26 protein-coding genes are annotated in these 25,643 nt (G+C 46.4%); 10 read left to right on the top strand and 16 right to left on the bottom strand.

Annotated elements, in window-relative coordinates; genetic code table 11:
* The first annotated feature begins 1 nt into the window (after position 1).
* The gene (locus tag LCM20_RS12600; protein WP_225195829.1) at positions 2 to 1,525 is read left to right on the top strand and encodes an AbgT family transporter; all 1,524 of its coding nucleotides are present in this window, start codon (positions 2 to 4) and stop codon (positions 1,523 to 1,525) included.
* Between the two features lie 134 nt (positions 1,526 to 1,659).
* On the opposite strand, the gene LCM20_RS12595 is transcribed toward LCM20_RS12600, so the two are convergent.
* The 10 genes from LCM20_RS12595 to LCM20_RS12550 all read right to left on the bottom strand — a co-directional run bounded on the left by LCM20_RS12595 (position 1,660) and on the right by LCM20_RS12550 (position 11,786).
* Positions 1,660 to 1,995, bottom strand: coding sequence for a hypothetical protein (locus LCM20_RS12595; protein ID WP_225195828.1), 336 nt, complete (start codon positions 1,993 to 1,995; stop codon positions 1,660 to 1,662).
* Between the two features lie 712 nt (positions 1,996 to 2,707).
* A complete protein-coding gene (gene dhaM, locus LCM20_RS12590) occupies positions 2,708 to 3,076 on the bottom strand; it encodes a dihydroxyacetone kinase phosphoryl donor subunit DhaM (protein WP_225195827.1) in 369 nt (122 codons plus the stop codon).
* Between the two features lies 1 nt (position 3,077).
* Positions 3,078 to 3,695, bottom strand: a complete 618-nt coding sequence (gene dhaL / locus LCM20_RS12585; protein ID WP_225195826.1) for a dihydroxyacetone kinase subunit DhaL — start codon at positions 3,693 to 3,695, stop codon at positions 3,078 to 3,080.
* A gap of 15 nt (positions 3,696 to 3,710) precedes the next feature.
* On the bottom strand, positions 3,711 to 4,694 hold the full coding sequence (dhaK, locus tag LCM20_RS12580; RefSeq protein ID WP_225195825.1) for a dihydroxyacetone kinase subunit DhaK: 984 nt from the start codon (positions 4,692 to 4,694) through the stop codon (positions 3,711 to 3,713).
* Positions 4,695 to 4,973: 279 nt separating this feature from the next.
* Positions 4,974 to 6,467 carry a glycerol kinase GlpK gene (glpK, locus tag LCM20_RS12575; RefSeq protein ID WP_225195824.1) on the bottom strand — a complete coding sequence of 498 codons (1,494 nt, stop codon included), beginning with the start codon at positions 6,465 to 6,467 and terminating at the stop codon, positions 4,974 to 4,976.
* A 15-nt stretch (positions 6,468 to 6,482) separates the two neighbouring features.
* The gene (locus LCM20_RS12570; RefSeq protein WP_225195823.1) at positions 6,483 to 7,313 is read right to left on the bottom strand and encodes an MIP/aquaporin family protein; all 831 of its coding nucleotides are present in this window, start codon (positions 7,311 to 7,313) and stop codon (positions 6,483 to 6,485) included.
* Between the two features lie 291 nt (positions 7,314 to 7,604).
* Positions 7,605 to 8,366: a transposase gene (locus LCM20_RS12565; protein WP_225195822.1), complete on the bottom strand. Its 762-nt coding sequence runs from the start codon at positions 8,364 to 8,366 to the stop codon at positions 7,605 to 7,607.
* 494 nt (positions 8,367 to 8,860) lie between these two features.
* The gene (locus LCM20_RS12560; RefSeq protein ID WP_225195821.1) at positions 8,861 to 9,901 is read right to left on the bottom strand and encodes a lactonase family protein; all 1,041 of its coding nucleotides are present in this window, start codon (positions 9,899 to 9,901) and stop codon (positions 8,861 to 8,863) included.
* Positions 9,902 to 10,081: 180 nt separating this feature from the next.
* Positions 10,082 to 10,822: an ion transporter gene (locus LCM20_RS12555; RefSeq protein WP_318247315.1), complete on the bottom strand. Its 741-nt coding sequence runs from the start codon at positions 10,820 to 10,822 to the stop codon at positions 10,082 to 10,084.
* A gap of 205 nt (positions 10,823 to 11,027) precedes the next feature.
* Positions 11,028 to 11,786: a glucose 1-dehydrogenase gene (locus LCM20_RS12550; RefSeq protein WP_225195820.1), complete on the bottom strand. Its 759-nt coding sequence runs from the start codon at positions 11,784 to 11,786 to the stop codon at positions 11,028 to 11,030.
* 235 nt (positions 11,787 to 12,021) lie between these two features.
* Between LCM20_RS12550 and LCM20_RS12545 the strand changes: the two genes are divergently transcribed.
* The 5 genes from LCM20_RS12545 (at position 12,022) to LCM20_RS20090 (ending at position 16,838) form a co-directional block, all read left to right on the top strand.
* Positions 12,022 to 12,783, top strand: a complete 762-nt coding sequence (locus tag LCM20_RS12545; RefSeq protein ID WP_225195819.1) for a hypothetical protein — start codon at positions 12,022 to 12,024, stop codon at positions 12,781 to 12,783.
* The gene (locus LCM20_RS12540; protein WP_225195818.1) at positions 12,780 to 14,015 is read left to right on the top strand and encodes a glycosyltransferase family 2 protein; all 1,236 of its coding nucleotides are present in this window, start codon (positions 12,780 to 12,782) and stop codon (positions 14,013 to 14,015) included. Before LCM20_RS12545 ends, LCM20_RS12540 begins: the two co-directional genes overlap by 4 nt.
* A complete protein-coding gene (locus tag LCM20_RS12535; RefSeq protein ID WP_225195817.1) occupies positions 14,012 to 14,977 on the top strand; it encodes a hypothetical protein in 966 nt (321 codons plus the stop codon). Before LCM20_RS12540 ends, LCM20_RS12535 begins: the two co-directional genes overlap by 4 nt.
* Entirely contained in the window at positions 14,974 to 16,617 is a 1,644-nt protein-coding gene (locus LCM20_RS12530; protein ID WP_225195816.1) for a DUF2334 domain-containing protein, read from the top strand. Before LCM20_RS12535 ends, LCM20_RS12530 begins: the two co-directional genes overlap by 4 nt.
* A gap of 86 nt (positions 16,618 to 16,703) precedes the next feature.
* Positions 16,704 to 16,838, top strand: a complete 135-nt coding sequence (locus LCM20_RS20090) for a hypothetical protein (protein WP_263622098.1) — start codon at positions 16,704 to 16,706, stop codon at positions 16,836 to 16,838.
* Positions 16,839 to 16,869: 31 nt separating this feature from the next.
* On the opposite strand, the gene LCM20_RS12525 is transcribed toward LCM20_RS20090, so the two are convergent.
* The 6 genes from LCM20_RS12525 to LCM20_RS12500 form a co-directional block, all read right to left on the bottom strand.
* On the bottom strand, positions 16,870 to 18,729 hold the full coding sequence (locus tag LCM20_RS12525) for a dienelactone hydrolase family protein (protein WP_225195815.1): 1,860 nt from the start codon (positions 18,727 to 18,729) through the stop codon (positions 16,870 to 16,872).
* 344 nt (positions 18,730 to 19,073) lie between these two features.
* Positions 19,074 to 19,271, bottom strand: a complete 198-nt coding sequence (locus LCM20_RS12520) for a cold-shock protein (protein ID WP_079478057.1) — start codon at positions 19,269 to 19,271, stop codon at positions 19,074 to 19,076.
* A 173-nt stretch (positions 19,272 to 19,444) separates the two neighbouring features.
* The gene (locus LCM20_RS12515) at positions 19,445 to 20,302 is read right to left on the bottom strand and encodes an SDR family oxidoreductase (protein ID WP_225195814.1); all 858 of its coding nucleotides are present in this window, start codon (positions 20,300 to 20,302) and stop codon (positions 19,445 to 19,447) included.
* Between the two features lie 93 nt (positions 20,303 to 20,395).
* On the bottom strand, positions 20,396 to 21,058 hold the full coding sequence (locus LCM20_RS12510; protein ID WP_225195813.1) for a hypothetical protein: 663 nt from the start codon (positions 21,056 to 21,058) through the stop codon (positions 20,396 to 20,398).
* A gap of 16 nt (positions 21,059 to 21,074) precedes the next feature.
* Positions 21,075 to 21,566: a hypothetical protein gene (locus LCM20_RS12505; RefSeq protein WP_225195812.1), complete on the bottom strand. Its 492-nt coding sequence runs from the start codon at positions 21,564 to 21,566 to the stop codon at positions 21,075 to 21,077.
* Complete coding sequence (locus LCM20_RS12500) at positions 21,556 to 22,062, bottom strand: RNA polymerase sigma factor (RefSeq protein ID WP_225195811.1); 507 nt, start codon at positions 22,060 to 22,062, stop codon at positions 21,556 to 21,558. Before LCM20_RS12500 ends, LCM20_RS12505 begins: the two co-directional genes overlap by 11 nt.
* A gap of 182 nt (positions 22,063 to 22,244) precedes the next feature.
* On the opposite strand from LCM20_RS12500, the gene LCM20_RS12495 reads away from it, so the two are divergent.
* The 4 genes from LCM20_RS12495 to LCM20_RS12480 are packed head-to-tail and all read left to right on the top strand — an operon-like array spanning position 22,245 to position 25,641.
* On the top strand, positions 22,245 to 22,790 hold the full coding sequence (locus LCM20_RS12495) for an RNA polymerase sigma factor (protein WP_225195810.1): 546 nt from the start codon (positions 22,245 to 22,247) through the stop codon (positions 22,788 to 22,790).
* 1 nt (position 22,791) lies between these two features.
* A complete protein-coding gene (locus LCM20_RS12490) occupies positions 22,792 to 23,547 on the top strand; it encodes a hypothetical protein (protein WP_225195809.1) in 756 nt (251 codons plus the stop codon).
* Positions 23,541 to 24,425 carry an ABC transporter ATP-binding protein gene (locus tag LCM20_RS12485; RefSeq protein WP_225195808.1) on the top strand — a complete coding sequence of 295 codons (885 nt, stop codon included), beginning with the start codon at positions 23,541 to 23,543 and terminating at the stop codon, positions 24,423 to 24,425. Before LCM20_RS12490 ends, LCM20_RS12485 begins: the two co-directional genes overlap by 7 nt.
* Positions 24,418 to 25,641 carry a hypothetical protein gene (locus LCM20_RS12480; protein WP_225195807.1) on the top strand — a complete coding sequence of 408 codons (1,224 nt, stop codon included), beginning with the start codon at positions 24,418 to 24,420 and terminating at the stop codon, positions 25,639 to 25,641. Before LCM20_RS12485 ends, LCM20_RS12480 begins: the two co-directional genes overlap by 8 nt.
* Positions 25,642 to 25,643 lie beyond the last annotated feature (2 nt).

Below are 25,643 nucleotides of genomic sequence, written 5' to 3'. Positions count from 1 at the left end.
GATGATTACATTGACGACGACTGGTAAAAAAGGCTGGTTGGCAAGATTCTTAAATGTCATTGAAAAAGCAGGAAATCGCCTCCCGGATCCATTCATGTTATTCGTTTATTTAGCTTTTGGTATCATTGCGCTATCATGGGTGATCTCTTGGTTTGACGTTTCTTTTGTTCAACCAGGACAAGAAGAAGAAATCACGATTCGAAGCCTTATCTCATCTGACGGTCTCCAATTTATTCTCACGTCCATGCTTGATAACTTCGTCGGCTTTGCACCGCTTGGTTTAGTCCTAGCGATGATGCTTGGTATTGGACTAGCTGACAAAGTCGGATTACTAGAAACAGCGATTAAAAGTACGATTCTGAAAGCCCCGGCACCACTTGTTACATACGCTGTCATCTTTACAGGTATCCTAGGAAACCTAGCATCTGATGCAGCCTTCGTCATCGTTCCACCGCTCGCAGCTATGGTCTTCTACACACTCGGCCGCCATCCACTTGCCGGTCTAGCCGCAGGGTTCTCAGGTGTAGGAGCTGGTTTCACCGCAAATATTATCATTGCAGGAACAGACGCCCTTCTTTCCGGAATTTCTACAGAAGTTATTCAAACCATCGATCCGGAATTCGTCGTTACACCTGTTGATAACTGGTACTTCATGATTGTCTCTGTTGTCGTTCTATCCATTACAGGTGCTCTGATTACAGAAAAAATCGTTGAACCACGCTTAGGGAAGTACGAAGGAAAAGGGGGAGAAGAGCTTCCAGAAGCCACTTCCTTAGAGAAAAAAGGCCTTCGTAATGCAACGATAACAGGACTTGTATTTATCGGCGCCTTACTATTGATTTTATTCCTCCCAATGTCACCACTGCGTAACGAAGAAGGGGGAATTATTCCGTCACCTTTCTTGGATGGTATTGTTCCTATTATTCTACTATTCTTCATCTCGCTGGGTGTATCTTACGGTGCTACCGTGAAATCTATTAAATCTCCAAGCGATGTTTCCAAACTTATGGGCGAAGCTATGAAAGACATGTCAGGGTTCATCGTATTGATCTTCGCCGCCTCTCAGTTTATTGCCTACTTTGATTGGACGAACATGGGGACATGGATTGCCGTCAGCGGAGCCAACTTCCTAGAGTCCATGGGAATGACTGGAATAGGCGTCATCTTAGGCTTCGTCTTACTCACCGCCGTGATGAACCTGTTCATTTTCAGTGGATCTGCACAATGGGCACTGGAAGCACCGATCTTTATTAAGATGTTCTACTTCTTAGACTTCCACCCTGCCTTTGTACAAGCAGCTTATCGTATTGCTGATTCATCAACGAACATCATCACACCAATGAACCCATACATCATCATCGTACTGGCCTTCATGAAAGAATACGATAAGAAAGCAGGACTCGGAACATTGATTGCACTTATGCTTCCGTACAGCGTCATTTTCTTAACGGTATGGATCATTCTTCTACTAGCCTTCGCCTTCTTAGGCATACCATTCGGCCCTGGTGTCGGCGTTTACTTGTAAGACTAGATCAGAAAACGGTTCTCTTGTGATTGAGCAAGAGAACCGTTTTTGTTTTTCCTTTTCCTGATAAGTAGAGGGCAGTTCCGTTCCACTTGCCCTCTAAAGAATCATGAACAGGACATGCGCCTCCATGTTTATGCCGCTCGGTCATCCTTCCATTTCTTCTTCAATGCCAGTAACATCTTCATCTCGAAAAACACTATCCCTACCCCCATCGCGTAAAAAACAGGAGTAATCGTGGAGAACGCTACTAAAACACCGACAAACTTAACCATTTCTATCAAGATCATGCCCGAAAACCAGTCGAACAGGCCGATATCGAATAATATCTGGATGGTTAAACCAACCGACGGCACAATAGGTGCTGTGAACACCCACCACTTTGGTACTTCATCGCTATTCTGCCGATAGATGATGAAACACCCTGCGAGTAATACGATAAAGATGACGAACGTCCAAATTGGCTCCATTCTTTCCACTCCCACTATTCCTCCCCTTCCTTAAGGGGAAGTGTTTCTATGAATGTCAGAATTCCATTTAATGTAATAATGTGACTCATAGTCTACATAGAGTTAACTTAGCCTCCACTTCCATTTTATCCCTAAATGTGACTCATAGTCCACATTTGACACAGAGTAATCTCAGCTTAAGTGTAGGAATGAGTATGTGGAGCATGTATTCTTGATTTGCATTTGAAGATCAGAGAAATTTTGTAGTTAGAAGTCTATTGGGACTCTGTGCCTTACCCTGGTGCTCGCAAAGTTCCAATTCTTTTTTATCGGGACTGTCACCGATTCAGTGGCAGGGCGCTCTGTCTCAATATTCTCTTTTCGGGACTACCATCGCTATCGCCGCAGGTCGCGTTGTCCCATTTCTCTCTTTTCGGGACTATCATCACTCTCACGGCAGAGCTCGCTGTCCCATTTCTCTTTTATCAGGACTACTATCGCTCCCACGGCAGAGCTCGCTGTCCCATTTCTCTTTTATCAGGACTACTATCGTTAAAATGGAACGACGCCTGTCCCAATAGCCAAAGAAACACGAATGAACTTCCTTTTTATTCCATTATATGACTCATAGTCTACAAAAAACAATCAAAATCCCATTTATTTCTAAAATGTGACTCATAGTCTACAAAGAACAAAAAAAAGAAGCACGGGGAATCCCCATGCTTCTCTTCACTCAACCATATTGCTTCTCAACTGACTCCATCACATTTTCAAGCGACTTCCCGACGCTTACTTCAACAGCGGCGAGATAGGCGCCTTCTAGAATCGGAGCCTCGACCAGGCGAACGTTTTCTGATCCGGCCATTTCGATCGCCATCTCAGCATTCATTTTGGCACTTCCGATGTCGTAAAAGATGATCGCTCCGTCTTCTGCCGAGGCTTTTTCGACAGCGGTTTGAATTTTTTCAAAGCTGGTTCCGATGCCGCCATCATCGTCACCACCAGCGGCTTCGATGGTGACGTCTCCGACGACTTGTTCCAGCAGTTCTTTGATTCCTTCGGCTACTTTTTGACTGTGAGATACGAGAATAATTCCCGGCATGTCACCCCTCCTCTTTCAGGGTTTCAGAGAGGGCTTCAAACAAGTAATAGGAAGAGACGGCGCCAGGGTCGAGGTGGTCTTTTGAACGTTCTTTCAAATAAGACGCTCGACCTTTGGTAGCAGTCATTTCCTTGGTCGCTTCCATTGAGGAGGAGGCCGTGTCTTTGATAAGCGCAGCGTCGAAATCATCCGCATCCTTCATGGCTTCATAAACAGGCGACCAGACGTCGATCATGGTCTTCTCGCCTTCTTCCGATTTTCCGCGCTGTTTGATTCCACCGAGAGCCGCTTCGATCATGCCGACGAACTGCTTGTAATCGACCGCTTCGTCTTTTACTGCCATCGACATTTTCAAAAATGCCGTGCCGTACAGCGGGCCGGATGCGCCCCCGACTTTTGACATGACGGTCGTGGCTGTCTGTTTCAGAACGTCAGGCACTCCTGACAAATCTCCGGCGGATACTTCGTCTGCTGCTTCTTGAAAACCGCGGGCCATGTTGATGCCGTGGTCCCCGTCGCCGATTTTCCGGTCCAGCTCTGTCAGTTCATCTTTGTGTTCCTGGATTTTATCGTTGGCTTTCTGTATCCATTGAACCGCATGTTGTGCTTCGAATTTCATGATGGCTCTCCTCCTTCACTGTTTAAATGCGGGAGCTTGTGCGGAAGCATCGAGAAGGTCCTTCAGCTCCTTGTCGACCTTCAGTAGCGTGAGTGAAAACCCAGCCATTTCGAGCGATGTCATATATTCGCCTACATAGGTCCGGTACACGTTAACGCGCTCGCCGAGGATCTCCTGAATCTTACGGTTCACGATGTGGAGCTCCATTTCAGGCGTTGCTCCCATTCCGTTGACCATAACGGCGATGTCGTCCGACTCATCCGGGTTTAAATCTTTCAATACCCGCTCTGTGAGTTCAGCTGCCACTTCATCTGCTGAAGCGACTTTTTTCGTTTCGATGCCCTGCTCTCCGTGAATGCCGATTCCAACTTCCATTTCATCATCAGCCAGCTCAAATCCAGGCTCGCCCGAAGCAGGCATGATGCATGGCTTCAGCGCGACTCCCATTGTCCTGACATTTGCGATGACTCGTTCTGCCGCTTCTTTCACCTCATCAAGAGGGGCACCGGATTCCGCTAGAGCACCGGCAATTTTATGGACAAAAACAGTACCGGCTACGCCACGTCTGCTGTCAGGGTCGTCAATCGCAACATCATCTTTCACGACGACCTGCTCGACTCGGATTCCTTCCGCCTCGGCGAGTTCGGCTGCCATTTCGAAGTTCATCACATCACCGGAGTAATTTTTGATAATCAAAAGGACCCCTGCTCCTGCGTCGACCGCTTTGATTCCTTCCAGCACCTGATCCGGCGAAGGCGAAGTGAATACTTCGCCCGATACCGCCGCATCAAGCATGCCTTCTCCGACATAGCCGGCGTGAGCTGGTTCATGACCGCTTCCCCCGCCACTCACAAGACCAACCTTGTTCTCAACCGGGGCGTTCTTCCGCACGATGACCGTCGTATCCGGCACTCTCCTCACCACATTCGGTTCGCCGGCGACAATCCCATCGAGCATTTCAGAAATAACATGTTGCGGATCATTGATCAGCTTTTTCACTATCGATCTCTCCTTTTTTGAGAAATATTAAGAAGGTATTTGATTTTTCTTAGATTGCAGCTTTATGACATGTTATGCCACTTCCGGCTCCAGCGCCCAGCTCCTCGCGACATAAGCAACCCACCCTTCGGAAGGAAAAAGCACCTTCCTACGGGCGTTTTGCTTGGGCCTGCGGACGCAGGTCAGTTCGACGTTGCAACAGGACGTTGCGTTCTTGTCGAACTTCTACTATCCGGAGCTCCCAGGGCGCTTGCGCCTTTGCTCATAAAAAATAAAGATCTACTTGAACTTACGTGTGGCTTCGACCGCTTTCTGCCAGCCTTGATACAATTCTTGCTGCTTCTCTTTGTCCATTGTTCCTTCGAATACTTTCTCGTCTTCAGAGTGTGCTTTGATTTCGTCCTTATCTTTCCAATACCCGACGGCAAGGCCAGCTAAAAATGCCGCTCCAAGTGCTGTCGTTTCCTGCACGACCGGACGCTCTACCGGTACACCGAGTAAATCGCTCTGGAACTGCATAAGGAAGTCGTTCTTCACGGCTCCCCCGTCAACGCGGAGCGCTTTCAGATCAATGCCGGAGTCCGCGATCATGGCATCCAGTACGTCTTTTGTCTGGTAAGCTAAAGATTCTAATGTAGCACGAACGAAGTGAGCCTTCGTCGTTCCGCGCGTCAGTCCGAACATTGCGCCTCTTGCATCACTGTCCCAGTAAGGCGTTCCAAGCCCGACGAATGCCGGCACTAAGTAGACGCCGTCTGTGGATTCTACAGATGTCGCAAGTCCTTCCGTTTGGGGAGCGCTTTCAATCATTTGAAGACCATCACGCAGCCACTGAATCGCTGAGCCCGCTACGAAGATACTTCCTTCGAGCGCGTACTCCACTTTTCCATCGATTCCCCAGGCAAGCGTCGTCAACAGGCCATTTTTAGAAGCGACACCTTCTTCACCCGTGTTCATCAGCATGAAGCAGCCTGTGCCATACGTGTTTTTCGCCATTCCTTTTTCAAAACAAGCTTGTCCAAACAGGGCAGCCTGCTGGTCACCCGCGATTCCGGCAATCGGAACTTCCTGACCGAAGAAGTGGTAATCAACGGTCTTCGCATAGACTTCGGAGGAGGATTTCACTTCAGGAAGCATGGACTTCGGTACACCGAGGATGTCGAGAAGCTCATCATCCCACTTCAAGTCGTAGATGTTGTACATGAGCGTTCTTGACGCATTTGAATAGTCGGTAATATGTGTTTTTCCACCGGATAGTTTATACACGAGCCACGTATCGATCGTACCGAACATAAGGTCACCATTCTCGGCCTTTTCACGGGCACCGTCTACGTTATCCAGGATCCATTTCACTTTTGTTCCAGAGAAATAAGGGTCAAGCAGCAAGCCTGTTTTTTCTCTAAACAAATCGTTATGTCCTTGGCTACGAAGCTCTTTACAAATGTCTTCTGTTTGACGGGACTGCCATACAACTGCGTGATAGATCGGCTTGCCGGTATTCTTATCCCAAACGACAGCGGTTTCACGTTGGTTCGTAATCCCTATACCCTCAATCTGACTCGCTTCAACGTCCGATTTTCTTAATACATCTGCAATACATGCAAGCACGGATGTCCAGATTTCATTAGCATCGTGCTCAACCCAGCCCGGCTTCGGGAAGAACTGTTCGAATTCTTTCTGACCTGTTTCTACAATCTTTCCTTCTTTGTTAAAAAGAATCGCCCGTGAACTCGTTGTTCCCTGATCAATGGATAAAATGAATTTTTCTGACATGTGTATCCTCTCCTTTTAGCTAATATGTTGTTCCGCTTCAGTTGCAGCGGTTTTACCTTTTTTCAACTCGGCATTCGCAGCCGCAATCACAATAGCCAGCACGATCACCGTCAAAATCCAAAATGCAGCCGTATAGTTTTGACCAAAAACAGCCTGGTGGAACACGGCACCGTAGACACCACCGATAATCGGTCCGACAATCGGAATCCAGGAGTAACCCCAGTCCGAGCTTCCTTTTCCGGGAATCGGAAGAAGTGCGTGCGCAATTCTCGGCCCTAAGTCACGAGCCGGGTTGATCGCATACCCTGTCGCGCCACCCAGTGACATCCCGATGGCGACAACGAGTGCACCCACGATCAGAGGGTTAAGACCTTCCGTGAATTCGTTGGCTCCGATAAATTGAAGTCCCATCAAAAGAACAAATGTACCAATGATCTCACTTACAAGGTTTGAAAATGGACTTCTAACGGCAGGATCAGTAGAGAACACCGCAAGCTTCGCGCCCGGATCCTCCGTTCTTCTCCAGTGCGGTAAGTAATTCAGGAAGACAATTGCCGCTCCAATCATCGCTCCAAGAATTTGAGCTGATATATACATAGGGACCTTCGCCCAAGGGAAATCTCCAACAGAAGCAAGTCCAAGCGTCACGGCTGGATTAATATGAGCCCCCGTAAACGAACCGACTGCATAAACCCCCATCGTTACACCGAGACCCCAGGCAAGTGTAATCAACACCCAGCCTGTCCCTTCTGCTTTCGAATCTTTTAAAACAACGCCTCCGACAACGCCTCCACCAAAGATAATCAGAATCATTGTCCCGACTAACTCAGCTAAGAACTCCGGCATTTCGAGCACACCCTTTTCTCATAGTTTCAAGTTAAAGAAACGCAAAGAGACTCACACAAACTACATACTTCTCCCGAGGTACGTAACTTCGTGTGAGTCTCCATTTCTCCGTCACATGTTTTAACTTGTTATCTATTACTATAGCGCTTTCAGTAAACGCTGTCAATAATGATCGAACATTGGGGATGAATCATTGGGGATGAATCATTGGGGACGGTTCTCCTGTTTCATGCGGTGGAACATCGGTGGAACATCGGGGACGGTTCTCCTGTTCCATAGGATAAGATAAAGTCACGCTCTGGACAATAGACTTAAAGATACGCCTAAAATGCGTGCGGTTTGGCGCATGGACACACCTTCAACCTCCTTTACTTTTCGAAGTATAAGATCCCTTTCCTTACGCTCCATGCTTTTCACCTGTGGAATAGAAGTGGTTCCTAGTATTTGAATGATGGACTCACGAGCTTCTGCATCCGACAACCTAACCTTTCGATGATTAAAAGCTTTCAAACATTCATCCTCTTGCTCCTTTTCATTGAATTCTCGAAACGCTTTTCGAGACATCTCATGATCAGAAGAAAATAAATGCAGAACAAATCCCTCATCAAGAAGCTTACGATGATGTACGCTTTTCCCGTAGTAGTTTCTGCAGCTACTCCACTCGAACTTATCCGGCGAATTTACTATTCCGGCCTTAACGGGATTTTGGTGAATATAACGCACCACCCTCATTAGATAACGTGGATCTTCCACCTCTTCGCTTCGAAAACGATCTTGAAACAGGTGGCCTGTTGTCTCATAGGTTCTATTATAGTAGCCTGCATAACTAACACCGATTCGCTTCATCACATGAGATATATCCTCAGCGTCTTCTTTTATCACTAGATGTACATGATTGTCCATCAGACACCAGGCAAAGACCTGAATACTCGTCTTGTTCTTACACTTTACTATTATATTCAAAAAGTGGATCTTGTCTGCTTCATCATGAAAGATCTCTTGTTTATTCGCTCCACGGAGGATCACATGGTAAATACCGCTGCGACTTCTCATTCTAGGTCTTCTCGGCACCTTCTCACCTTCCATCTTCTAATTTCATCCATAGTTTATACTTTTGGAAAAGAGAATGAAACGAAGCATTTATCTATTTTCTGCAGCAATCAGTCGTGGATTTTCAAAGTTTTATATACTGGTATTGGAAAAAATGAAGAAGGTTTTCTTAACAAAAATGAACTTTCATGTTTTTTGAAAATAGGGGACGGTTCTCTTGTTTCATGAAGTGCTTCATTGTCTACACAACGCTCACTTAGGCGTCAATTCATAGGAATATGATTAACCCCAACATGCTTTCGCCCTTTCTCCATACAAAAAAAGCCTGATTTTCACCTTAACGGCGGAAAATCAGACTCTTATTAGAGACCTTTTATAACATACTTTGACTCAAACAATAAAAGGTTTATGTGTTCGTGGAACATGAGAACCGTCCCCACTGTTTCACCCGCTGTTCCACCAATCGCGGAACACGAGAACCGTCCCTAAATGAATTCCTAAATGAATTTCACACAAACTGGTTCAGGGACGTGGACGTCGGATTGAATGAGTGATAGTTTGCCTGTTGATTTGTCGCGTTCGAATAACGTCATCGTGTTTGATTTCTGGTTCGTTGCAATCAGAAATTCTTCAGACGGATCCATGACAAAATCGCGTGGCCAGTTGCCTTCAGTAGACGTCCATTCGACGAACGTCAACTGACCGTCATCTTGGTTGACCTGGTAAACCGCAATCGAATTGTGGCCACGGTTTCCGGCATAGACGAACTGCCCATCGGATGAAATATGAATCGCGCTTCCATCGTTCGTTTCTGTGAAGGTTTCAGGGATCGTTTTGATCGATTGTTGCTGTGTAAAGCTGCCATCTTTCTCATCATAGTGAAGCACTAGGACTTCTGAGCTCAGCTCTGTCATGACGTAAGCGTATTTTTGGTTTGGGTGGAAGGTGATGTGCCTCGGTCCACTTCCTGGTGCTGTGTTGAACACCTGTACTTCTGTTAAGCTGCCTTCATCCACAGTGTACGTCGTTACACGATCACTACCAAGGTCGATAGCAATGACATACTTTTCATCCGGCGTAAAACCTGCATAGTGCATATGCGGTTTTTCCTGACGTTCATGAGGACCGGTTCCCTCGTGTTCGATAACAGACGTCGGTGCATTCAGCGAACCGTCTTCGTTCGTGCGGTAGCTGACGATATTCGTTGTATGGTAATTCGCCGTTACGACGGTGCTCTTATCTCGGTCGACACTCACGTGACACGGAGGAGATCCGGCTGCGGTTTCAGCGTTCAATTTTGTCAGCGCACCTGTTTGCTCATCAATAGAAAAAGCTGTGACGCCGCCGTTTTCGCCGTCTTTTGATACTGCGTATAAATTTTTCTTATCATCACTCACTGTCACATAAGTCGGGTTTCCGAGCTCTGCGGCTAGGGTTACATCGGTTAATTCTTTGTTATCCGTGTCTAGTGTGAATTGGTAGACACCTTTACTCGTTTGTTTCGTGTACGTTCCAACATATCCAACATACTTTGTCATCGGGATGCTCCTTTAACGATTTAGTTTAATGATGCCGTTACAGACTACTCAGCGTTTATTATCTCATAATTTCTACCTCTATTCACACTTGAGCCTACCTGCAAATAAGAGTGTTTAAGGAGAATAAAAAAAGAGCCCGATTCAGCAGCAGCTGCGCCAAACCAGACTCTCCCCCAAGCTTCATTTTTCCCGGAGCATTTCCTTCAATTCTTTCAGGTCCTGCTTGATTTGTTCCATGTCCTTACTCTCTTCCTCCGCATGCTCAGACAGCTGTTGAGCATTATTCACGATTTCCCCGACAATCAGGTTGAGAATAATGAAAGCGGAAATCGTAATGAACGAAACGAAGTAGATCCATGACCAAGTGACTTCCGCGAAAATTGGTCGGAACACACCGCTCGCCCAGCTTTCTAACGTGAACACTTGGAACAACGTCAGCGTACTCAACCCGACATTTCCGAAGTACTCAGGAGCAAGATCCCCGAAGAAGCTCGTTCCGATAATTGCATAGACGTAAAAGATGAGAGCCATCAGCAAAGTAACCGATCCGATAGCTGGTATCGCCATGAACAACGCAATCGTCAATCGACGCAGTGACGGGACGACGGAAATCGTCCTCAGCACCCTGAGCACTCGTAAAATACGAAGAATCGCAATGAAGTGACTGTTGTACAAAACAAGCGTCCCGAACACGATAGCGAAATCGAAAATGTTCCATCCGTCGCGGAAGAAACGAAGTCGGTAGACGATCAATTTCATCAGAATCTCGATCGTGAAGATGGCGAGAACGGCGATGTCCAGAATGACAAACCAATTCTCATACTGTGCGTAAAGCTGATCATCTGTTGCAAGACCGAGGAGTACTGCATTGAAGAGGATGACGGCCAGTATGAATCTCGTAAACCATTTATTTTCTACTATACGTTGTAGTTGAATAACGTTCCCTACTTTCTACAAGGTGGCTGTATGTATTTGTGGTAATGATTGAACCGTCTTCTTTATATAGGATACGTGCTCGAGAGTCAATGGATATTTTCGCAACTTTCAAAGCCATAAAAAAAAGTGCCTGACTTCCCTATCACCTTGGAAGTCAGGCTCTTACTTTATTCAGTGGCACAAGAAGTACTTAGCGTCCCATCCAGCCACCATCAACCGTAATAATTTCACCATTTATGTAATCAGAAGCTTTTGAAGCCAAGAAGGCTACAGTCCCCGCGATGTCGGAAGGATCGCCCCATCGTCCAGCTGGAATCCGGTCCAGAATCTGTTTACTACGATCCTCATCGTTAATCAGCGCTTCATTCATTTCTGTCGCAATATAACCTGGTGCGACCGCATTCACGTTCACTCCACTTGATGCCCACTCGTTCGAAAGAGATTTCGTGAACATCGCTACAGCCCCTTTACTGGCTGCATACGCCGGTACTCGAATTCCACCTTGGAAGGATAGTAGAGAAGCGATATTGATAATCTTCCCCGACCCATTTTCCAGCATATTCTTCCCTATCGCCTGAGCAAGGAAAAATACGGCTTTCGCGTTGACATTCTGCACAAAGTCCCAATCTTCCTGCGAGAACTCTACAGCGTCGGATCGTCTTTGGACCCCGGCGTTATTCACTAGAATATCCACTCGATCAACATGCTGATAAATCGATTCTACAAGTCTACTGATTCCATCGATATCTGATAGATCATGCTTTAAGGCGTGAGCGCTTACACCTTTGTCACGTATTGTTTCCAGCAGCTCTTCTGGTGCTCCGGATCTGCTGACAATGACTACGTTCGCCCCTTGATCTGCGAGAGTGAGCGAGATGTGTTTCCCCATCCCCTTATTGCCACCTGTTACAACGGCTGTCTGACCGCTTAAATCAAAAATATGACTCATCGTGCTTCCTCCTTGTGTACAAATTGGATGCGGTTACAGTATAACACAACTTGTATACAACTTTGGCAGGGGGACGGTTCTCTTGTTTCACATCTTTGAATGAAACAAGAGAACCGTCCCCTCGTTCCGTTATTCCAAGTTTTAGGATGAACTACGAGGGTATACCTACTTCCGAAGTGCTTTTTTGGAATTTACTGGATTCTGCATAAATCTACATCGATAGGAGTGTTTCAGCTTGAAAGGGAACCTAGTGACAGGAACACTGGTGCTGTTATTAATAGGAGTTATCTTCGTCATTGCAGATACTGGACTGGATTTTCATGAGCAAGTTCTTATTATGAGCGCGGTGTCCATTGTAATGATGAGCGTCCTCCGGAAATCGCTTGTTTTCTTGTATGCGATCTCGATGATTCTCGCATTCGGTCTTTTCTTAATTGTTTATGCTTTTATAAATGGGCACAGCTCCAATACTATGCAGGTGAAATATATCTACATTCACCTACTTTTCACGTCCGTCATGATCATCGGCTGGATTCTTTTCAGCTATTTGAAGAACCTCGGAAACCACGTGAGTGCGCTCCAGCATCAAGTCAATTGGCTACAGCGCTACGATCAGGACACCCACGTACTGACCGTAAATGAATTCCAGGAGCGTGCGAAGTGGGTGATGACGTCTGTGAACCGGAATCAATCCGAAGCCTGGCTCGTCGATTTAGAAGTAGACAGGGAGAATACCCACCTCGCTAATGTCCGTTCCACCATTGAAGAGGCATCCCGTCAGTCCATCCGTACACATTTCGATCTCGTCACTTCATTGAATAACCATATTTACCTTTTGTTAAAAGACACCCACGGAGAAGGAGTCGATATCGTGCTCGAGAGAATCAACAACCAAATTCGTGAAAAGTTCAATTTGCTTGAGCCGCCGTTCACGGTTACGAAGACACTTGTAAAGGATGAAGAATTCTTAGAAAAAATAGGAGCGGATTCATCATGACGATTCTACTTTACGCATCAGCTGCACTGTTCTGGTTTCTGCTTTTATTCTACTCGATGGTGACCGTCGCCGGCGTCAAACAGCGGACCAACCTGAAAGAGGACTGCCACATCGAGCGCTATCCGAGTGTTGCGGTATTCATCCCGGCATACAATGAAGCACTTGTCATCAAAGATACGCTCAAAGCGATGCAGCGATTGGACTACCCCGGTCAGCTCGACATCTACTTACTCGACGATCAATCAAGCGACGATACAGGAACAATCGCTCAGGAGTTTGCCCGCATCTTTTCTTCCATCCATTACATTCCTGTACCCGACGGGAAGCCGAAAGGGAAATCACGCGTGCTGAATTACGGCTTAAGGATTTCGGACTCCGAATACTTCGTCGTGTATGACGCAGACAACCAGCCGGAACCAGACGCTGTGAAACTTTTGATGGAAAAAGCCCTATGCACCGACAAGGCGGTCGGCGCAGTCGGTTACGTCAAAACCATCAATTACGACAAAAACATCCTCACCCGCATGATCGGTCTTGAGTTCCAAGTGTTTCAGCTACTGATGCAGTGCGGGAGATGGGGCCTTTTCAAACTCGGTTCCCTCGCCGGCACGAACATGCTCGTTAAACGAGAAGTTCTGGATGAAGTCGGCATGTATGATGAGCACGCGTTGGCGGAAGATGCCGAACTGACCGTAAGAATCACAGCTGCCGGTTACCTGCTGCCCGTTGAATCCGAAGCCAGAACGTGGGAACAGGAGCCGGAGAGCTTAAAGGCCTTCATCAAACAGCGGACGAGGTGGCTTTCAGGAAACCTGTACATTATGGACAAGTCACTCCACGAATTCGACCACTGGAAAGGCAGAACCTTCTTCCTCTCCATGCAGCACCTGCTGACGTATTTCGTGTTCATCACCCTTCTATTATTATCGGATATCTTTTTCATCTCAGGAGCACTCGGCTACTCTCTTCCCAAAGCCGACATCCCGCTCCTTTTAATCTGGTTCATGAGCTACATCGTCTACGTCTCCCACTTTTTCAGCTCCATCGTCATTGATGGGAACGTCACCTTACGTAACGTCCTGCTCATCTTTCTCATGTACTTCACCTACGCGCAGATCTTTATCCTGCTTCTCGCAAGAAGTATCTTCGTCTACACATGGGGCAGAATCCGTGACAAGCAGCAATCCTGGGAGAAAACGAGACGATTCAAGGATCAAGGAGAAGGAGGATGAAGCGATGGATCATCATCCTCTTCATCCTTCTGGCAGGAGGCATTTTCCTAATGACCGACAACCAGACCACTGTAGAAAAAGTCGAAGAACGGTACACCCATGAAGGCCTCCTCCACGCCTATCCTTACAAGGAGAACTCCCAATACCTGTCCGAAAGCATCGGCCTGTACATGGAATACTTAGTAAAAACGGATGAAAAAAAAGCTTTCGCCAAGCAAGTGGACCATTTAACCCAATCGTTCGTACAGAATGGCCACATCCAATGGCTCCTCGACCAAGACGTGACAACCAACGCCATCATCGATGATGCGCGGATCATTTTTTCGTTAAAAAAAGCAGCGCGGGACTTCAGACAGTGGAAGTACGACCAGCTGGCTGAGAACTTAATCGAGACGCTCGCCGATACGCAGCAAGTGGATGGCTACTATGTGGATTATTACGACTGGCGAGAAGGCGAACCCGCTGAGCAGATCACCCTCAGCTACATTACGCCCGCTCTCGCTGAGACGCTACCCAATTCAGAAAAAACCGAGCTGCTGCTGACCGAGTTGGATGGTGAGACGGTATTTTTTCCAGAAACCTATCAAGTCGTCAAAAACGAATATATAGAAAAAGCTGAAATCCATATGGTCGACCAGCTTCTGATCGCATTGAACCGCGAGCGTCTGAACCTCTCTTCCCCCGCTTTTCACCAGTGGTTGAAGGAGCGATGGAACGATGGCGTCCTTCATGGCAGGTACAACAGAGAAACGCTCGAACCCACCGTTTCCTACGAATCGCTGGCCGTCTATGCGCTCGCCTCCCTCTACTTTTCCGAAACAAATCAACCGGACAAAGCAGAGGAAATCATCGATTACAGCCAAGGTTTAAGTAAAGATTTGGCGGTGAGGGACACCCACTTTTTTGATTTCATGTATCAACAGCTTGCAGAATATGACGTCATAAGGAGGAACGAATCATGAGAACACACCACGCTCTTTTATTATGTGTGCTGACTTTTCTAATTTGGCCCACCTATGTCTCCGCAGACGAAGAAGCCCCAGCCGTGCTCCTCCTCTATTCGATTGAAGCAGAGGAAGACATGCAGGACGTCCATCGTGTCGACCTATTGACCGGCCATTTTTCCAGTGACATCACGTCCTTATCTGTAGAAGAATTTCTCGAAAGCGGAAAGGAAATCGATACGTTTGACCACGTCGTGTACGTCAGGCTCAAGACCAGTAAACCATCCAAGAAGACAACCGAGCTATTAAACAGTTACAACGGCCCAACCTACTATCTCGGATGGGAGATGGAAGCCTTTCAGGATGGGAGTTTTTTAACACGTTTAGGAGAAGGTGTATTTCAAACAGTAGTAAGCGAAGAGAATACGACTAAACTGCGCACCAAAAAACTGATCACGCACTATCAAATCAGCCCGGCTACACAGGTGCTCTACAGCACTCAAGAAGAGGAAATCCCTCTGATTTTTAAAAACGATCACAATTTCTTCGCCCCTATAACAGATACAAGCGGAAAGACAGGAGCCTATGTCGGGGAATCGATGTTCTCATTTTTTGACCAGAAAAAGAATAAAGGAAAGATGTCGCTTCGATTAGAAGACATTGATCCGACAACAAAGCCGAATACTTTGAAGAAGATTGCCGATTACCTTCACGAAAAAGACATCCCATATATGATAACCGTCATTCCCGTTTACACAAGTCCGAAAACAGAAGAAAAACTGCATATGAGCGACGCACCGGAACTGACCAGCGTCTTGAGGCGCATGCAGGACCAAGGGGCCAGTATCATTCTTCACGGCTACAAGCACCAATATCTCAAAACGGTGACCGGCGAAGGATTTGAATATTGGGACGTAAAAAATGACCGCCCCCTCTATCAAAAACCCGATGAAGAGCGGTTGAATCGTGGAGGTTTCTCAAGTCAGGAGGAGTATGATAACTATGTGAAAGAAGGCATCCAGTTCGAGCGAAACTATATCCAAAACACCCTTTCAAACGGCGTCCAGGAACTCGTCGCCGAAGGTCTCTACCCCGTCGCCTTCGAAGCCCCGCACTATGCGATGTCTTTGAGCGGATATCACGTTTTGTCTGAACATTTTTCAACCTACGTCGGACAAGTTCAGCTTTCAAATAACACGTACAAAGCCGTCTATTCCCCGCCCTTTCAAACCGAACCGGCGATGCTAGACGGTATGCAGCTGGTGCCGGAAACGTTGGGATATCTTCCAATAGGGGAAGAAAAGGAGGCAATCAAGAGAATAGTAAACAGGTATCAATACTATTCACAGTTCTCAGACCACCTATCTGGAATGTTCTATCACCCTTATTTAGGCGTCAGTCACCTGAAGGAAGTCATTACTGAACTGGAGAAACAAGGTCCGATCGATTGGTACGACTTAAGAGACCAACAAAACCGGGTAGAGGTTAATGATGTGGTCATTGAGACAAAATCAGGAGAAATTCAAACGAACGTCGAAGAAAACAGCTTCTTCACCTGGACCATCTGGTGGGCCCTCGCCCCCCTCCTTATCGGAGGTACAGTGCTCTTCACCCAAAGAAAGCCCGCGAAACGCAGGGACGGTTCTCGTGTGTCGTGATTCGGGTGATTCGGGGACGGTTCTCTCTGTTTCACTTTTGAAACGAGGGTGAAACGAGGGGACGGTTCTTTCCGTTTCATAAATACATGTCGACCATTCGCACCAAAAAAAGCCTGCTCCCACGCCCTATCACAGCATGGGAACAAACTCTATTCTCTCACCGCATGATTGCTGTAAACTTCAATATTGGAACACTGGAACCGTCCCTCACGTTTCCGTAAAAATGAAACAATGAGAACCGTCCCCACTGTTTCACAGCTGGGTCAGCGAATTCGTGACCATCATCAGGGTGACAATGATGCTGTAGATGATCCCTCCGAGGTATGGGTTTTTCGTTACACGGTAGATCTTCCTAGTAATGATGGCAGCCAATGGAATGACCACAATGATCGGGAACAACCAGATGCCGACGATAGTTGAGACATTCGTGAAATACACATCTCCTTTTACAAAGAAATGCGTGTACTGAATCGCCACGATGACAATGGCACTCAGTCCATTAAACAGTGCCATTAAAGCTGTGTTCAACCATTCGCTTCTGCCCTTTGAAACAAAATTGAAGCTGTTTACGGCAATGGAATTGGCTACATAGAACAAGAGGAACAACGGCAGATACTTCAGCGCAAGCAGTAACTTATCTGGAGTAAACGCTTTGATGGCGAGTACCCAAAGTCTGAAGTCGGTCGTGAAGAAGTAGTCGGCGATAAACACGAGACTAAAGGACACCGCTGTTACTACCACAGACAAAACGATTGTTTTCCAAAGCGTCTTCAAAGGGATGATGACGCCTGCTTCGCGCAGGTTCAATCCCTCTTTTTTCGAGAAGAAGTGATACGACAGGAACAGGATCACAAGGGTGACGATTCCCATGACGGCTGACCATACACCTATATAATAGACAGGAGCCTGTGGGAAAAAGGCGGGTATATTGGCCGCGCTCCAGTTGTACAGCCCTAGATACGAAATGCCGGAAATCACAGCACTGACGATGAGACCTCCCCAGAACCACGCCTTGCCTACTCCACGAGGTGCCGGTCCGGCGACCGCCGTTTGAGATGAGCGCAAGGAAGAGAACGCTCTCGTGTGAAGCATCACTTTCGTAAAGCTCACGACAAACATGAAAAATCCGACAAGACCGATGGCGTTGAAGAATACTTTCCACTGCCAAACCTGATTCGTCGGCTCGATGGCAGTCGGCGCTCCGATCGATTCATCGAAGTAATCGACTAAACTTGTGACAACCGATGCAGAAAAGTGGTTCCAAGGGTGGGTTTGATTCGGATTGTAGATGACGCGCAGCGCCTCTTCCCCGTCCACTTCCTGTTTATAAAATGCATAACTCTCTCTTTTTTCCTCTGGATCCTGCCCAAAATTCAAGAAAGACTGGGCGTATTCCGTATCGATGTAATCGCGTGGTGGCGTGACCGTCCCGTCTTCCCCCAGGCTACGGAAGAAAAATTCATCATATTTTGCCGCAACAATGCCGACATCACGCGTTCCATACACATTCGTATACTGCTGCTCATCCGTTCTCATCGACCAATACAGCGGCTCGCCTGGAGCATCGGTGTACATCGCATCATTGGCAACAAGCAGCACAGACGAAATCAATCGTTCTTCTTCCGGCTTCTTGTTATCCTCCAATACGGACCAGTTAGCAGCACGGGCACCATTCGAATGACCCGTCACACCAATTTTTCCACGATCGACATAAGGGAAATCGGCCATCAATTCGACCGCATCATACATCCCGGTTCCTCTTATCGGCCACTCTTCCGGCGTGACGGCATCCGAGTTCCCATGACCATACATATCGATGGACAAAACAACGTACCCCCGCCTCGCAAGCTCGACGTTATTCAAGTCCTGCATTTCTCGATTGTTGTACCACCCGTGGCTCGTCACAATTCCGGGCGCCGGCGACTCTTCGGAAACCCCTTTCGGCTTAAACAGCAAAGCACTCATCAAATGGCCTGATGGCGTTTCCCACCGGAGGTCCTTCACCTCCACGTCCCCACCTGAGGTTTGTACAGCATAAGCGCCAATCATACTGACCAGACACAAAAACAACGCAATGATTAAGTATAATGATGCCCCTTTTATTTTCTTCACTTGAGCATTCTCCTTTCGTTCTTTGTACTAATCTATTTTTGAACACGCTATCAAAGAACGAAAAATTTCGTGGGGCGAAGTTGTTTTTGAAACGAGGGGACGGTTCTCTCTGTTTCACTCTCGATGTCAAAATAGTCGAGAGAAGGCTTTTCTATACCGTTTCTCTCTCCATGATTCGTGAAAAATGATGAGAAAACCCTTCTCTCATCATTTTCAGAACACAACTTCTCCAGAAACCGAAGAGAGCGCCATTCTCAAGACCTTTTCTGCTCTCCAACAGCTTCCGGTTTTAAGCACAAAAAAAGAGACTCCCTAGTAGGAAGTCTCTTTTTCACAAATAACGCTTATTTTTGAACGTTAGCTGCTTGTGGTCCGCGATCGCCTTCAACGATTTCGAAGCTAACTGTTTCATTTTCTTCTAGAGTTTTGAAACCTTCACCTTGAATAGCAGAGAAGTGTACGAATACATCGTCTTGACCTTCTACTTCAATAAATCCGAAACCTTTTTCTGCGTTGAACCATTTAACATTACCTTGTAACATAATTGTTACCTCCTGCGTGGAACTGATCCACAATGTATTACTATTATTGCTCTAGAAATTCAAGTGAAAGTTGCAAAACTTTTTCTCTATTCATTTAACGAACAAGAATAATTAATTCTCACTATACGCCCATTTCCTTTACATGTCAATCCTTCGCAGAAAAAACTTTTCAATTAGTCGTTAGACTGCGCCATACCGACTTCCTTTTCGCTCCAAATCCAGAGCTCTTCAGCCAGCATCACATCCCGGGAGCGCATCGCACGATCGGCCACCTGGCGCTTGTAGAAGTATTCCCCGCTGACATCAAGCTCCGGTGCTGTCGCTAAATAAACTGCGGTATCCGCTCCTTCAGCAGGCGTTAGGAAAAAAGGGCGCAGCATCGTATGAATTTTTCTGCCGAAGCCGCTTTCCCTGCTGACGCCAAGACTCGTGCTGACAGCTCCCGGGTGCACGCAATTCGCCTTGACTCCGGTCCCTTCAAGCTCACGGTCCAGCTGCAGTGTAAAGAGGATATTCGCAAGCTTCGATTGAGCGTATCCTTTAATGACGTTGAACCGCTTCGTTAAATGCGGGTCGTCAAAATGGATCTTTCCGACTTTGTGAGCACCCGAGGATACCGTAACGATCCGGCCCTCCTCAGCGCGCTTTATTTTTTCAAGAAGAAGGTTGGTTAGTAAAAAGTGACCCAGATGATTGACGCCGAGCATCTGCTCAAATCCATCAGAGGTCGTAGTACGTTTCGTGGAGACGACACCTGCATTGTTGATCAGGACATCGAGTGTGTCAAAACGAGCATTGAATTCATCCGCAAACCGGCGGATACTCTCCAGTGAACCTAAATCACACAGCATCAATTCGACCTCGTCACGTTGACTTTGCTCTTTTGCCTCTTCCAACGCTTCCTTCCCACGCTGTTCGTTCCGGCACATCATGACGACGTGAAAGCCTTGATTCATAAGTTCCACACTGGTCGCAAGCCCCATGCCGGAGTTCGCTCCAGTGACAAGCGCGGTCTTGTTCTCTTTTTCCATGTTACCCCCATCCATCCTTTATGGTTTGTCTCTATTTTATCATGGATGAAACAAGAGAACCGTCCCCACGTTTCGGGGGACGGTTCTCTTGTTTCATTCTGACTTCTGTTCGAGGGCCGATTGGAACACTTCGCCGTCGGTTGATTTCACCTCGAGCGGTTCGTTGATTTGATCAACGCCTATGCTGATAAACGGAACCGTGCCTGGAGATCCGTTATCGCGGATGTTGACGAGCACTTCTGTATTTCCCAGCACCTTCACTTTTTCCACTTCGATGGTCGTACCTGCATAGTCATCTCCCAAGGTTAAAAATACTTGTTTTCTTCCCTCAAGAATCGTATCCACTCGGTAATAGCTACTCACTCCCTCATCAACCGATATCGTTCCTTCTTCTATGATCCAATAGTTTTCATCAGAGGCGATCACCCATCCAATGCTCGCAAATAATACAATAGGCAGCGCGATCAATAGAGTTCCATCGATCCGGCTCCAGCTTTTGTTGTTCATCTTTTTCCAAACCAACGGAACCACAGGAATCCCGATGACGCCGACTATAAACATCCCTGCTCCTAAGAACCCATACGCCATCCCTTCAAACCCACCTACTTTAAATAATCCATAAGCGGTGACTAATACGGCGGCGAGAAAAGGGACTAGTGGAGCCAGGTACAGTTTCTTCACTTTTTTCACCGCGATTAAAGTAAACACAAACAAAATGACACCGACAAACATTCCAAATAAGATAATGCCAAACATGTCACATTCCCCCCTATCAATAAAACCAGCCGATGATCGTTCCAATAAACAAGACGACAATCAGGTCAAAGACGACGGAACTCCAAACCCAGCGCCTGCTGAAGAAGACGAGGCTGAAGATATTGAGAAATACAGCGGCAGGAAGGTAAAACATGAACGTAACACCTTCCGCATAGCTGACGGCTGCTCCAACAGACGAACCCCAATCATAGGCGCCAACACTCGTGTACAACACATAGAAAAGAATCAGCGCACGTAATCCGACCACCAACAGCTTCAACCCACGATTGAATTGCACCAGCTTTTTGAGCGGCTTCATTTCCTGCTCCTCTTGCAAAGACAGCTTCGGCATATGCTCATCGAAGGCTCTTAATTCCTCATAGATGTGATGGCATTCTTCGCACTGCTCAATATGTTCAATCACAATTTCCTTAGCACGTGCGTCTACATCATCCAGTATCGGAATGAGCTCTTTGACAAGCACATGTACGTTTTCCTCATTCTTCATATTTCCACCTCTCTTTCACCAGCTGCTTACGAATCCGGAAGACCTTGGACTTCAATGTCGATACGGGGATTTCCAACAATTCGCTGATTTCCTGATAATCGTACCCATAGTGCAGCTTGGCAAGTAGAATCAATTGATCCGTCCGGTTCAGTTGATTGAAAATCGAGTCCAGCTGGTCATTCCACACCGTTCTCATTTCAGGGGTCTGGTTATAGATCAGCAGATGTTCGATCGTATCGTCTTCATTCAAAAGCTCCGGCTTCTTCTTTTTGTAATAATCAAGCAGCGTGTTTTTCGCCCCCTTCAAAAGCCAGCTCTTCATATGTGTCACGCTCTTCAAAAGGGTAGGCTGCTTCAAGATTTTCGCAAACAGTTCCTGAATCACATCATCTGCGACCTGCTCATCCTTCGTCAGCCCCATCAGAAAGTTTTTTAAATACGTATAATACGTTTCGTAGATTTCTTCGATTCGTTTGAATGGATGTAGATCAACCATAAGAATACTCCCCATTTTCCGGCCTGCGTTAAAGAGACGACTGAGATTGGTAAAAAGTTGCTTTAATATGTAATTTTTTTGAATCATAGCAAAAAAGATGAAAATATTAAATTCTTTAAAACTATATCAGGTTTCATTACGACTATATAAATAGAACAGCAGACAACCTTCAAGGAGAGGCTATGAAAAAGGAAAAACGCTTAATCAAAGACATCCAAAAACAGTCAAGCAGAAAAAGCGCGGACGAGCTGATTCACCTGTATTACAAAGAAATGTTCGCCTACGCCTACAAGCAGCTCTATGAAAAAGAGCTGGCTAAAGATATCACCCAGGAAATTTTCATCAGTATGCTGAGGAATATCCACCGCTTCGATGGACGTTCATCTTTTCGAACGTGGCTGTACAAGATCGCTAAGTCACGAATCGTAGACTATTACAGGTCTAAGCAATATAAGCAAAGACAGCAAGGCGAACTTCTTATAGACGAGGCTATCGCTGAGACGCATGATTTCACCGCTCAAATGGAGACGAGAGCTGAAGCGCAAAGGGCACTTGATCTTCTAAGCACGTTTGAACCGGGAAGTGAAAAAATTGTTCGAATGAAGCTTCTCGCGGAACGAACCTTCGAGGACATCAGTACTGTTCTAAACGAGAATGAATCGACCGTGAAAACGAAATATTATCGTACGATGAAACAACTTAAAGACTTATTAAAGGAGGAACAATAATTTGAAGGATCGTGAACGAATTCCTTTTCCAAATGATCGTGAAATGAAGAATCAAGTAAGTGGGATTATTGAGGGGGGTTTGGAGCAGCAGGAAGGTTTTTTGATGAGCATTCATACACTTCTAAAAAAGGTAGGCTTCCAGCATATTTTCAGAGATGCAACCGAGATACTCTTTACACTCCTCATAAGTGGGTTGACGCTGATTGGATTCGTAATATTGACTTCGACCTGGGTAAGCTGGAATGACGTCAATCTATATGCCGCCATTTTCACTACCTCTCCCTTACTTTACGGAGTGTTCGTCTATTTCTTTTTCATTCAAAAACAAACAAATCCAGCCTTCGATGTCGAGATGGTGTGTAAATATAACGTCCACGTTCTGGCAGCCGTCCGCATGCTTGCATTCAGCCTTCTCACTATCGTATTGAATGGTATTGCACTCATAGCCTTATCCGTGCAAACCGACATCCATCTATTGTTCGCCTTGCTGCTTTCTTTCATTTCGCTGTTCATCTGTTCGTCTATGTTTCTATATATCCAACATGCGCCCATTCGAAAGCTCTCTCCTATCAGTGTAATGGTCGGGTGGGTGGTGCTCAATTTGGCATTATACAGCATAGCAGGCGCTGGATATGAAGCTGTCATTCTATCGATTCCGATTTACGTCTATCTGATCATCGCTGTCCTGACAGGTTATGTCTATATCAAACAAGTGATGAAATTTTTGCAGAAGCCGAAAGGAGTTCCTCTATGTTAGAAGTACATCACGTAACAAAAAACTATCAATCTTTTACGGCCTTGAAGGAGGTCGACCTGCAATTCGACCACGGAATCTACGGTTTGCTTGCTCCAAACGGCGCTGGCAAAACAACGCTGATGAAAATGCTCGTCACGCTGACGTTTCCGAGTGATGGAGAAATCACGTATAACCATGAGAATATTGTCGATCTAGGGGAAGAGTATCGCGACATACTCGGCTATCTCCCTCAGGATTTCGGTTATTACAAGTCTTACACAGCGGAGAAATATTTGATGTACATCGCTGCATTGAAAGGGTTGGATAAGACAAAGGCCAAACTGCGAATCAAAGAGCTGCTCGAGCTTGTCGGACTGCAGGATGTAGGCAGGAAGAAACTGAAGAAATTCTCTGGCGGTATGATTCAGCGGGTCGGAGTCTGTCAGGCTCTCCTGAACGACCCTAAGGTTTTGATTTTAGATGAACCTACCGCAGGGCTTGATCCGAAAGAAAGAGCCCGTTTCAAACGACTGCTTTCAACCTTGGCACGAGACCGGATCATTCTTTTGTCCACACATATCGTTTCAGACATCGAATCGATTGCTAAAGAAATCATTATGATCAAAGATAAGCGCGTCCTTTACAAGAAGAACCAGGAGGAACTCCGTTCACTTCTTGAAGGTAAACTATTCGAAGCTATCATTCCTTTTGAAGATGTGGAAGCTTATCACTCTAAATTCTCCGTTCTATCTGAAAAACAAGAGAAGAATGGAATAAAGGTCCGCTTCGTTTCTGAACAAAAAGGAGCATGGAATGAGGTGGAACCTTCTTTGGAGGATGTATTCCTCTACGTCTATGAAGAAGAAACCGATTTGTCTGAGGACAGGAAGCATGATTAGACACGAACTTTCCAAGGCGTTCCGCTCCCCCGTCTTATACGGGCTTGTGCTATTTTTCCTCACCCTGAATATGGCTCTCATTGTATCGAATGATTACAAAAAAGAGAGCCTTTCCTTCGTTTCTCATGTAGTCGAACAATACGGACCGAAAGCAACGGATGATTCCCTGCTGAAGATGGAAGAGGATGGACTCGAGCTGATTCACGACTATACGGATCGTCGTTTTTCTACATTGGAGGAAGCCCTTCAACACGAGGATTCTTTTATCCCATCCATGCAGCAGGACGATTTTGAAAGACTGAAACAGCTGGTTCTCTATTTCGAGACAGGACGCCAAGCAGACTCTTTCTACAAGGAATTAAATCTGCAAGACGCCCGCTCCGGAGCCATTGATCAGTATGGCTTATCCGGTGGTGCCGAAGACGTCCTAATTAACCAATATGAGAAGGCAGAAGAGAGAAAGAAGGAGCTAGTAGAAAACGCGGAACACCTGTCTTTCTTTTTCCACGGGGCGACCTATGAGATGCACAGTTTTTTATTCAAGGAGATTGGGAGAGCCCTATTATTTGAAGCGATGGTGCTTACGGTTCTGCTTACCGCACATGTGACGACATACGAGTTCGAGCGACGCACCTCGTTGACTTTATTCGTTACAAAAAAAGGACGGACCATGATGAGAGACAAATGGGTGGCTTCCACGGTTGCAAGTGGAATAATCTCAGCTTTTGTTTTCGCCTTTACGTTGGGAATCTACTTCATTTTTTATGACTATAGTGGTTTGCTGTCATCTTCATTCAGCAATTTCTTCATGTCAGAAATGAAGATGCCTTATATCTCCTGGTGGAACGTGACATTCACCGAGTATCTCGGGCTCTTTGTCCTGGCTGCTCTCGCCTTGCAGATCGTCTTTAACTGGATCACGTATGCCCTTGCTCTCCATCTGCGAAATGGTCACCTTACCTACATCGCCTTTGCGGTTCTGTTCGGTGCATACCTTTGTTTCTCAAGCTTATTGCCGGCAAACACGGGATTGATTTTCGCCGGGCAGTTCAGTCCCTTCATCATGATCCTGAATCCACACGCCTGGTTTACGATGAACAACCCGATGACCATCTTTTCTTATTATGAGGTCGTCACACTAGCCGCTTGGGGGCTGGGCTTTATTTTAATTGGCGCATTCAGCTACAAGCACTTCACCCGTCAATCACTTTTATGAAG

The sequence above is a fragment of the Halobacillus litoralis genome (assembly GCF_020171725.1).
GTDB classification, from domain to species: Bacteria; Bacillota; Bacilli; order Bacillales; family Halobacillaceae; genus Halobacillus; species Halobacillus litoralis_F.
This window is presented reverse-complemented; position numbering and strand designations above follow the sequence as displayed.

What these genes read in the sequence shown, in the direction of transcription:
- LCM20_RS12600 (WP_225195829.1), top strand. Translation starts at nt 2, where the DNA reads ATGATTACATTGACGACGACTGGTAAAAAAGGCTGGTTGGCAAGATTC.
- LCM20_RS12595 (WP_225195828.1), bottom strand. Translation starts at nt 1,995, where the DNA reads ATGGAGCCAATTTGGACGTTCGTCATCTTTATCGTATTACTCGCAGGG.
- dhaM (WP_225195827.1), bottom strand. Translation starts at nt 3,076, where the DNA reads ATGCCGGGAATTATTCTCGTATCTCACAGTCAAAAAGTAGCCGAAGGA.
- dhaL (WP_225195826.1), bottom strand. Translation starts at nt 3,695, where the DNA reads ATGAAATTCGAAGCACAACATGCGGTTCAATGGATACAGAAAGCCAAC.
- glpK (WP_225195824.1), bottom strand. Translation starts at nt 6,467, where the DNA reads ATGTCAGAAAAATTCATTTTATCCATTGATCAGGGAACAACGAGTTCA.
- LCM20_RS12570 (WP_225195823.1), bottom strand. Translation starts at nt 7,313, where the DNA reads ATGCCGGAGTTCTTAGCTGAGTTAGTCGGGACAATGATTCTGATTATC.
- LCM20_RS12565 (WP_225195822.1), bottom strand. Translation starts at nt 8,366, where the DNA reads ATGAGAAGTCGCAGCGGTATTTACCATGTGATCCTCCGTGGAGCGAAT.
- LCM20_RS12560 (WP_225195821.1), bottom strand. Translation starts at nt 9,901, where the DNA reads ATGACAAAGTATGTTGGATATGTTGGAACGTACACGAAACAAACGAGT.
- LCM20_RS12550 (WP_225195820.1), bottom strand. Translation starts at nt 11,786, where the DNA reads ATGAGTCATATTTTTGATTTAAGCGGTCAGACAGCCGTTGTAACAGGT.
- LCM20_RS12540 (WP_225195818.1), top strand. Translation starts at nt 12,780, where the DNA reads ATGACGATTCTACTTTACGCATCAGCTGCACTGTTCTGGTTTCTGCTT.
- LCM20_RS12535 (WP_225195817.1), top strand. Translation starts at nt 14,012, where the DNA reads ATGAAGCGATGGATCATCATCCTCTTCATCCTTCTGGCAGGAGGCATT.
- LCM20_RS12530 (WP_225195816.1), top strand. Translation starts at nt 14,974, where the DNA reads ATGAGAACACACCACGCTCTTTTATTATGTGTGCTGACTTTTCTAATT.
- LCM20_RS20090 (WP_263622098.1), top strand. Translation starts at nt 16,704, where the DNA reads ATGTCGACCATTCGCACCAAAAAAAGCCTGCTCCCACGCCCTATCACA.
- LCM20_RS12520 (WP_079478057.1), bottom strand. Translation starts at nt 19,271, where the DNA reads ATGTTACAAGGTAATGTTAAATGGTTCAACGCAGAAAAAGGTTTCGGA.
- LCM20_RS12515 (WP_225195814.1), bottom strand. Translation starts at nt 20,302, where the DNA reads ATGGAAAAAGAGAACAAGACCGCGCTTGTCACTGGAGCGAACTCCGGC.
- LCM20_RS12510 (WP_225195813.1), bottom strand. Translation starts at nt 21,058, where the DNA reads ATGTTTGGCATTATCTTATTTGGAATGTTTGTCGGTGTCATTTTGTTT.
- LCM20_RS12505 (WP_225195812.1), bottom strand. Translation starts at nt 21,566, where the DNA reads ATGAAGAATGAGGAAAACGTACATGTGCTTGTCAAAGAGCTCATTCCG.
- LCM20_RS12500 (WP_225195811.1), bottom strand. Translation starts at nt 22,062, where the DNA reads ATGGTTGATCTACATCCATTCAAACGAATCGAAGAAATCTACGAAACG.
- LCM20_RS12495 (WP_225195810.1), top strand. Translation starts at nt 22,245, where the DNA reads ATGAAAAAGGAAAAACGCTTAATCAAAGACATCCAAAAACAGTCAAGC.
- LCM20_RS12485 (WP_225195808.1), top strand. Translation starts at nt 23,541, where the DNA reads ATGTTAGAAGTACATCACGTAACAAAAAACTATCAATCTTTTACGGCC.
- LCM20_RS12480 (WP_225195807.1), top strand. Translation starts at nt 24,418, where the DNA reads ATGATTAGACACGAACTTTCCAAGGCGTTCCGCTCCCCCGTCTTATAC.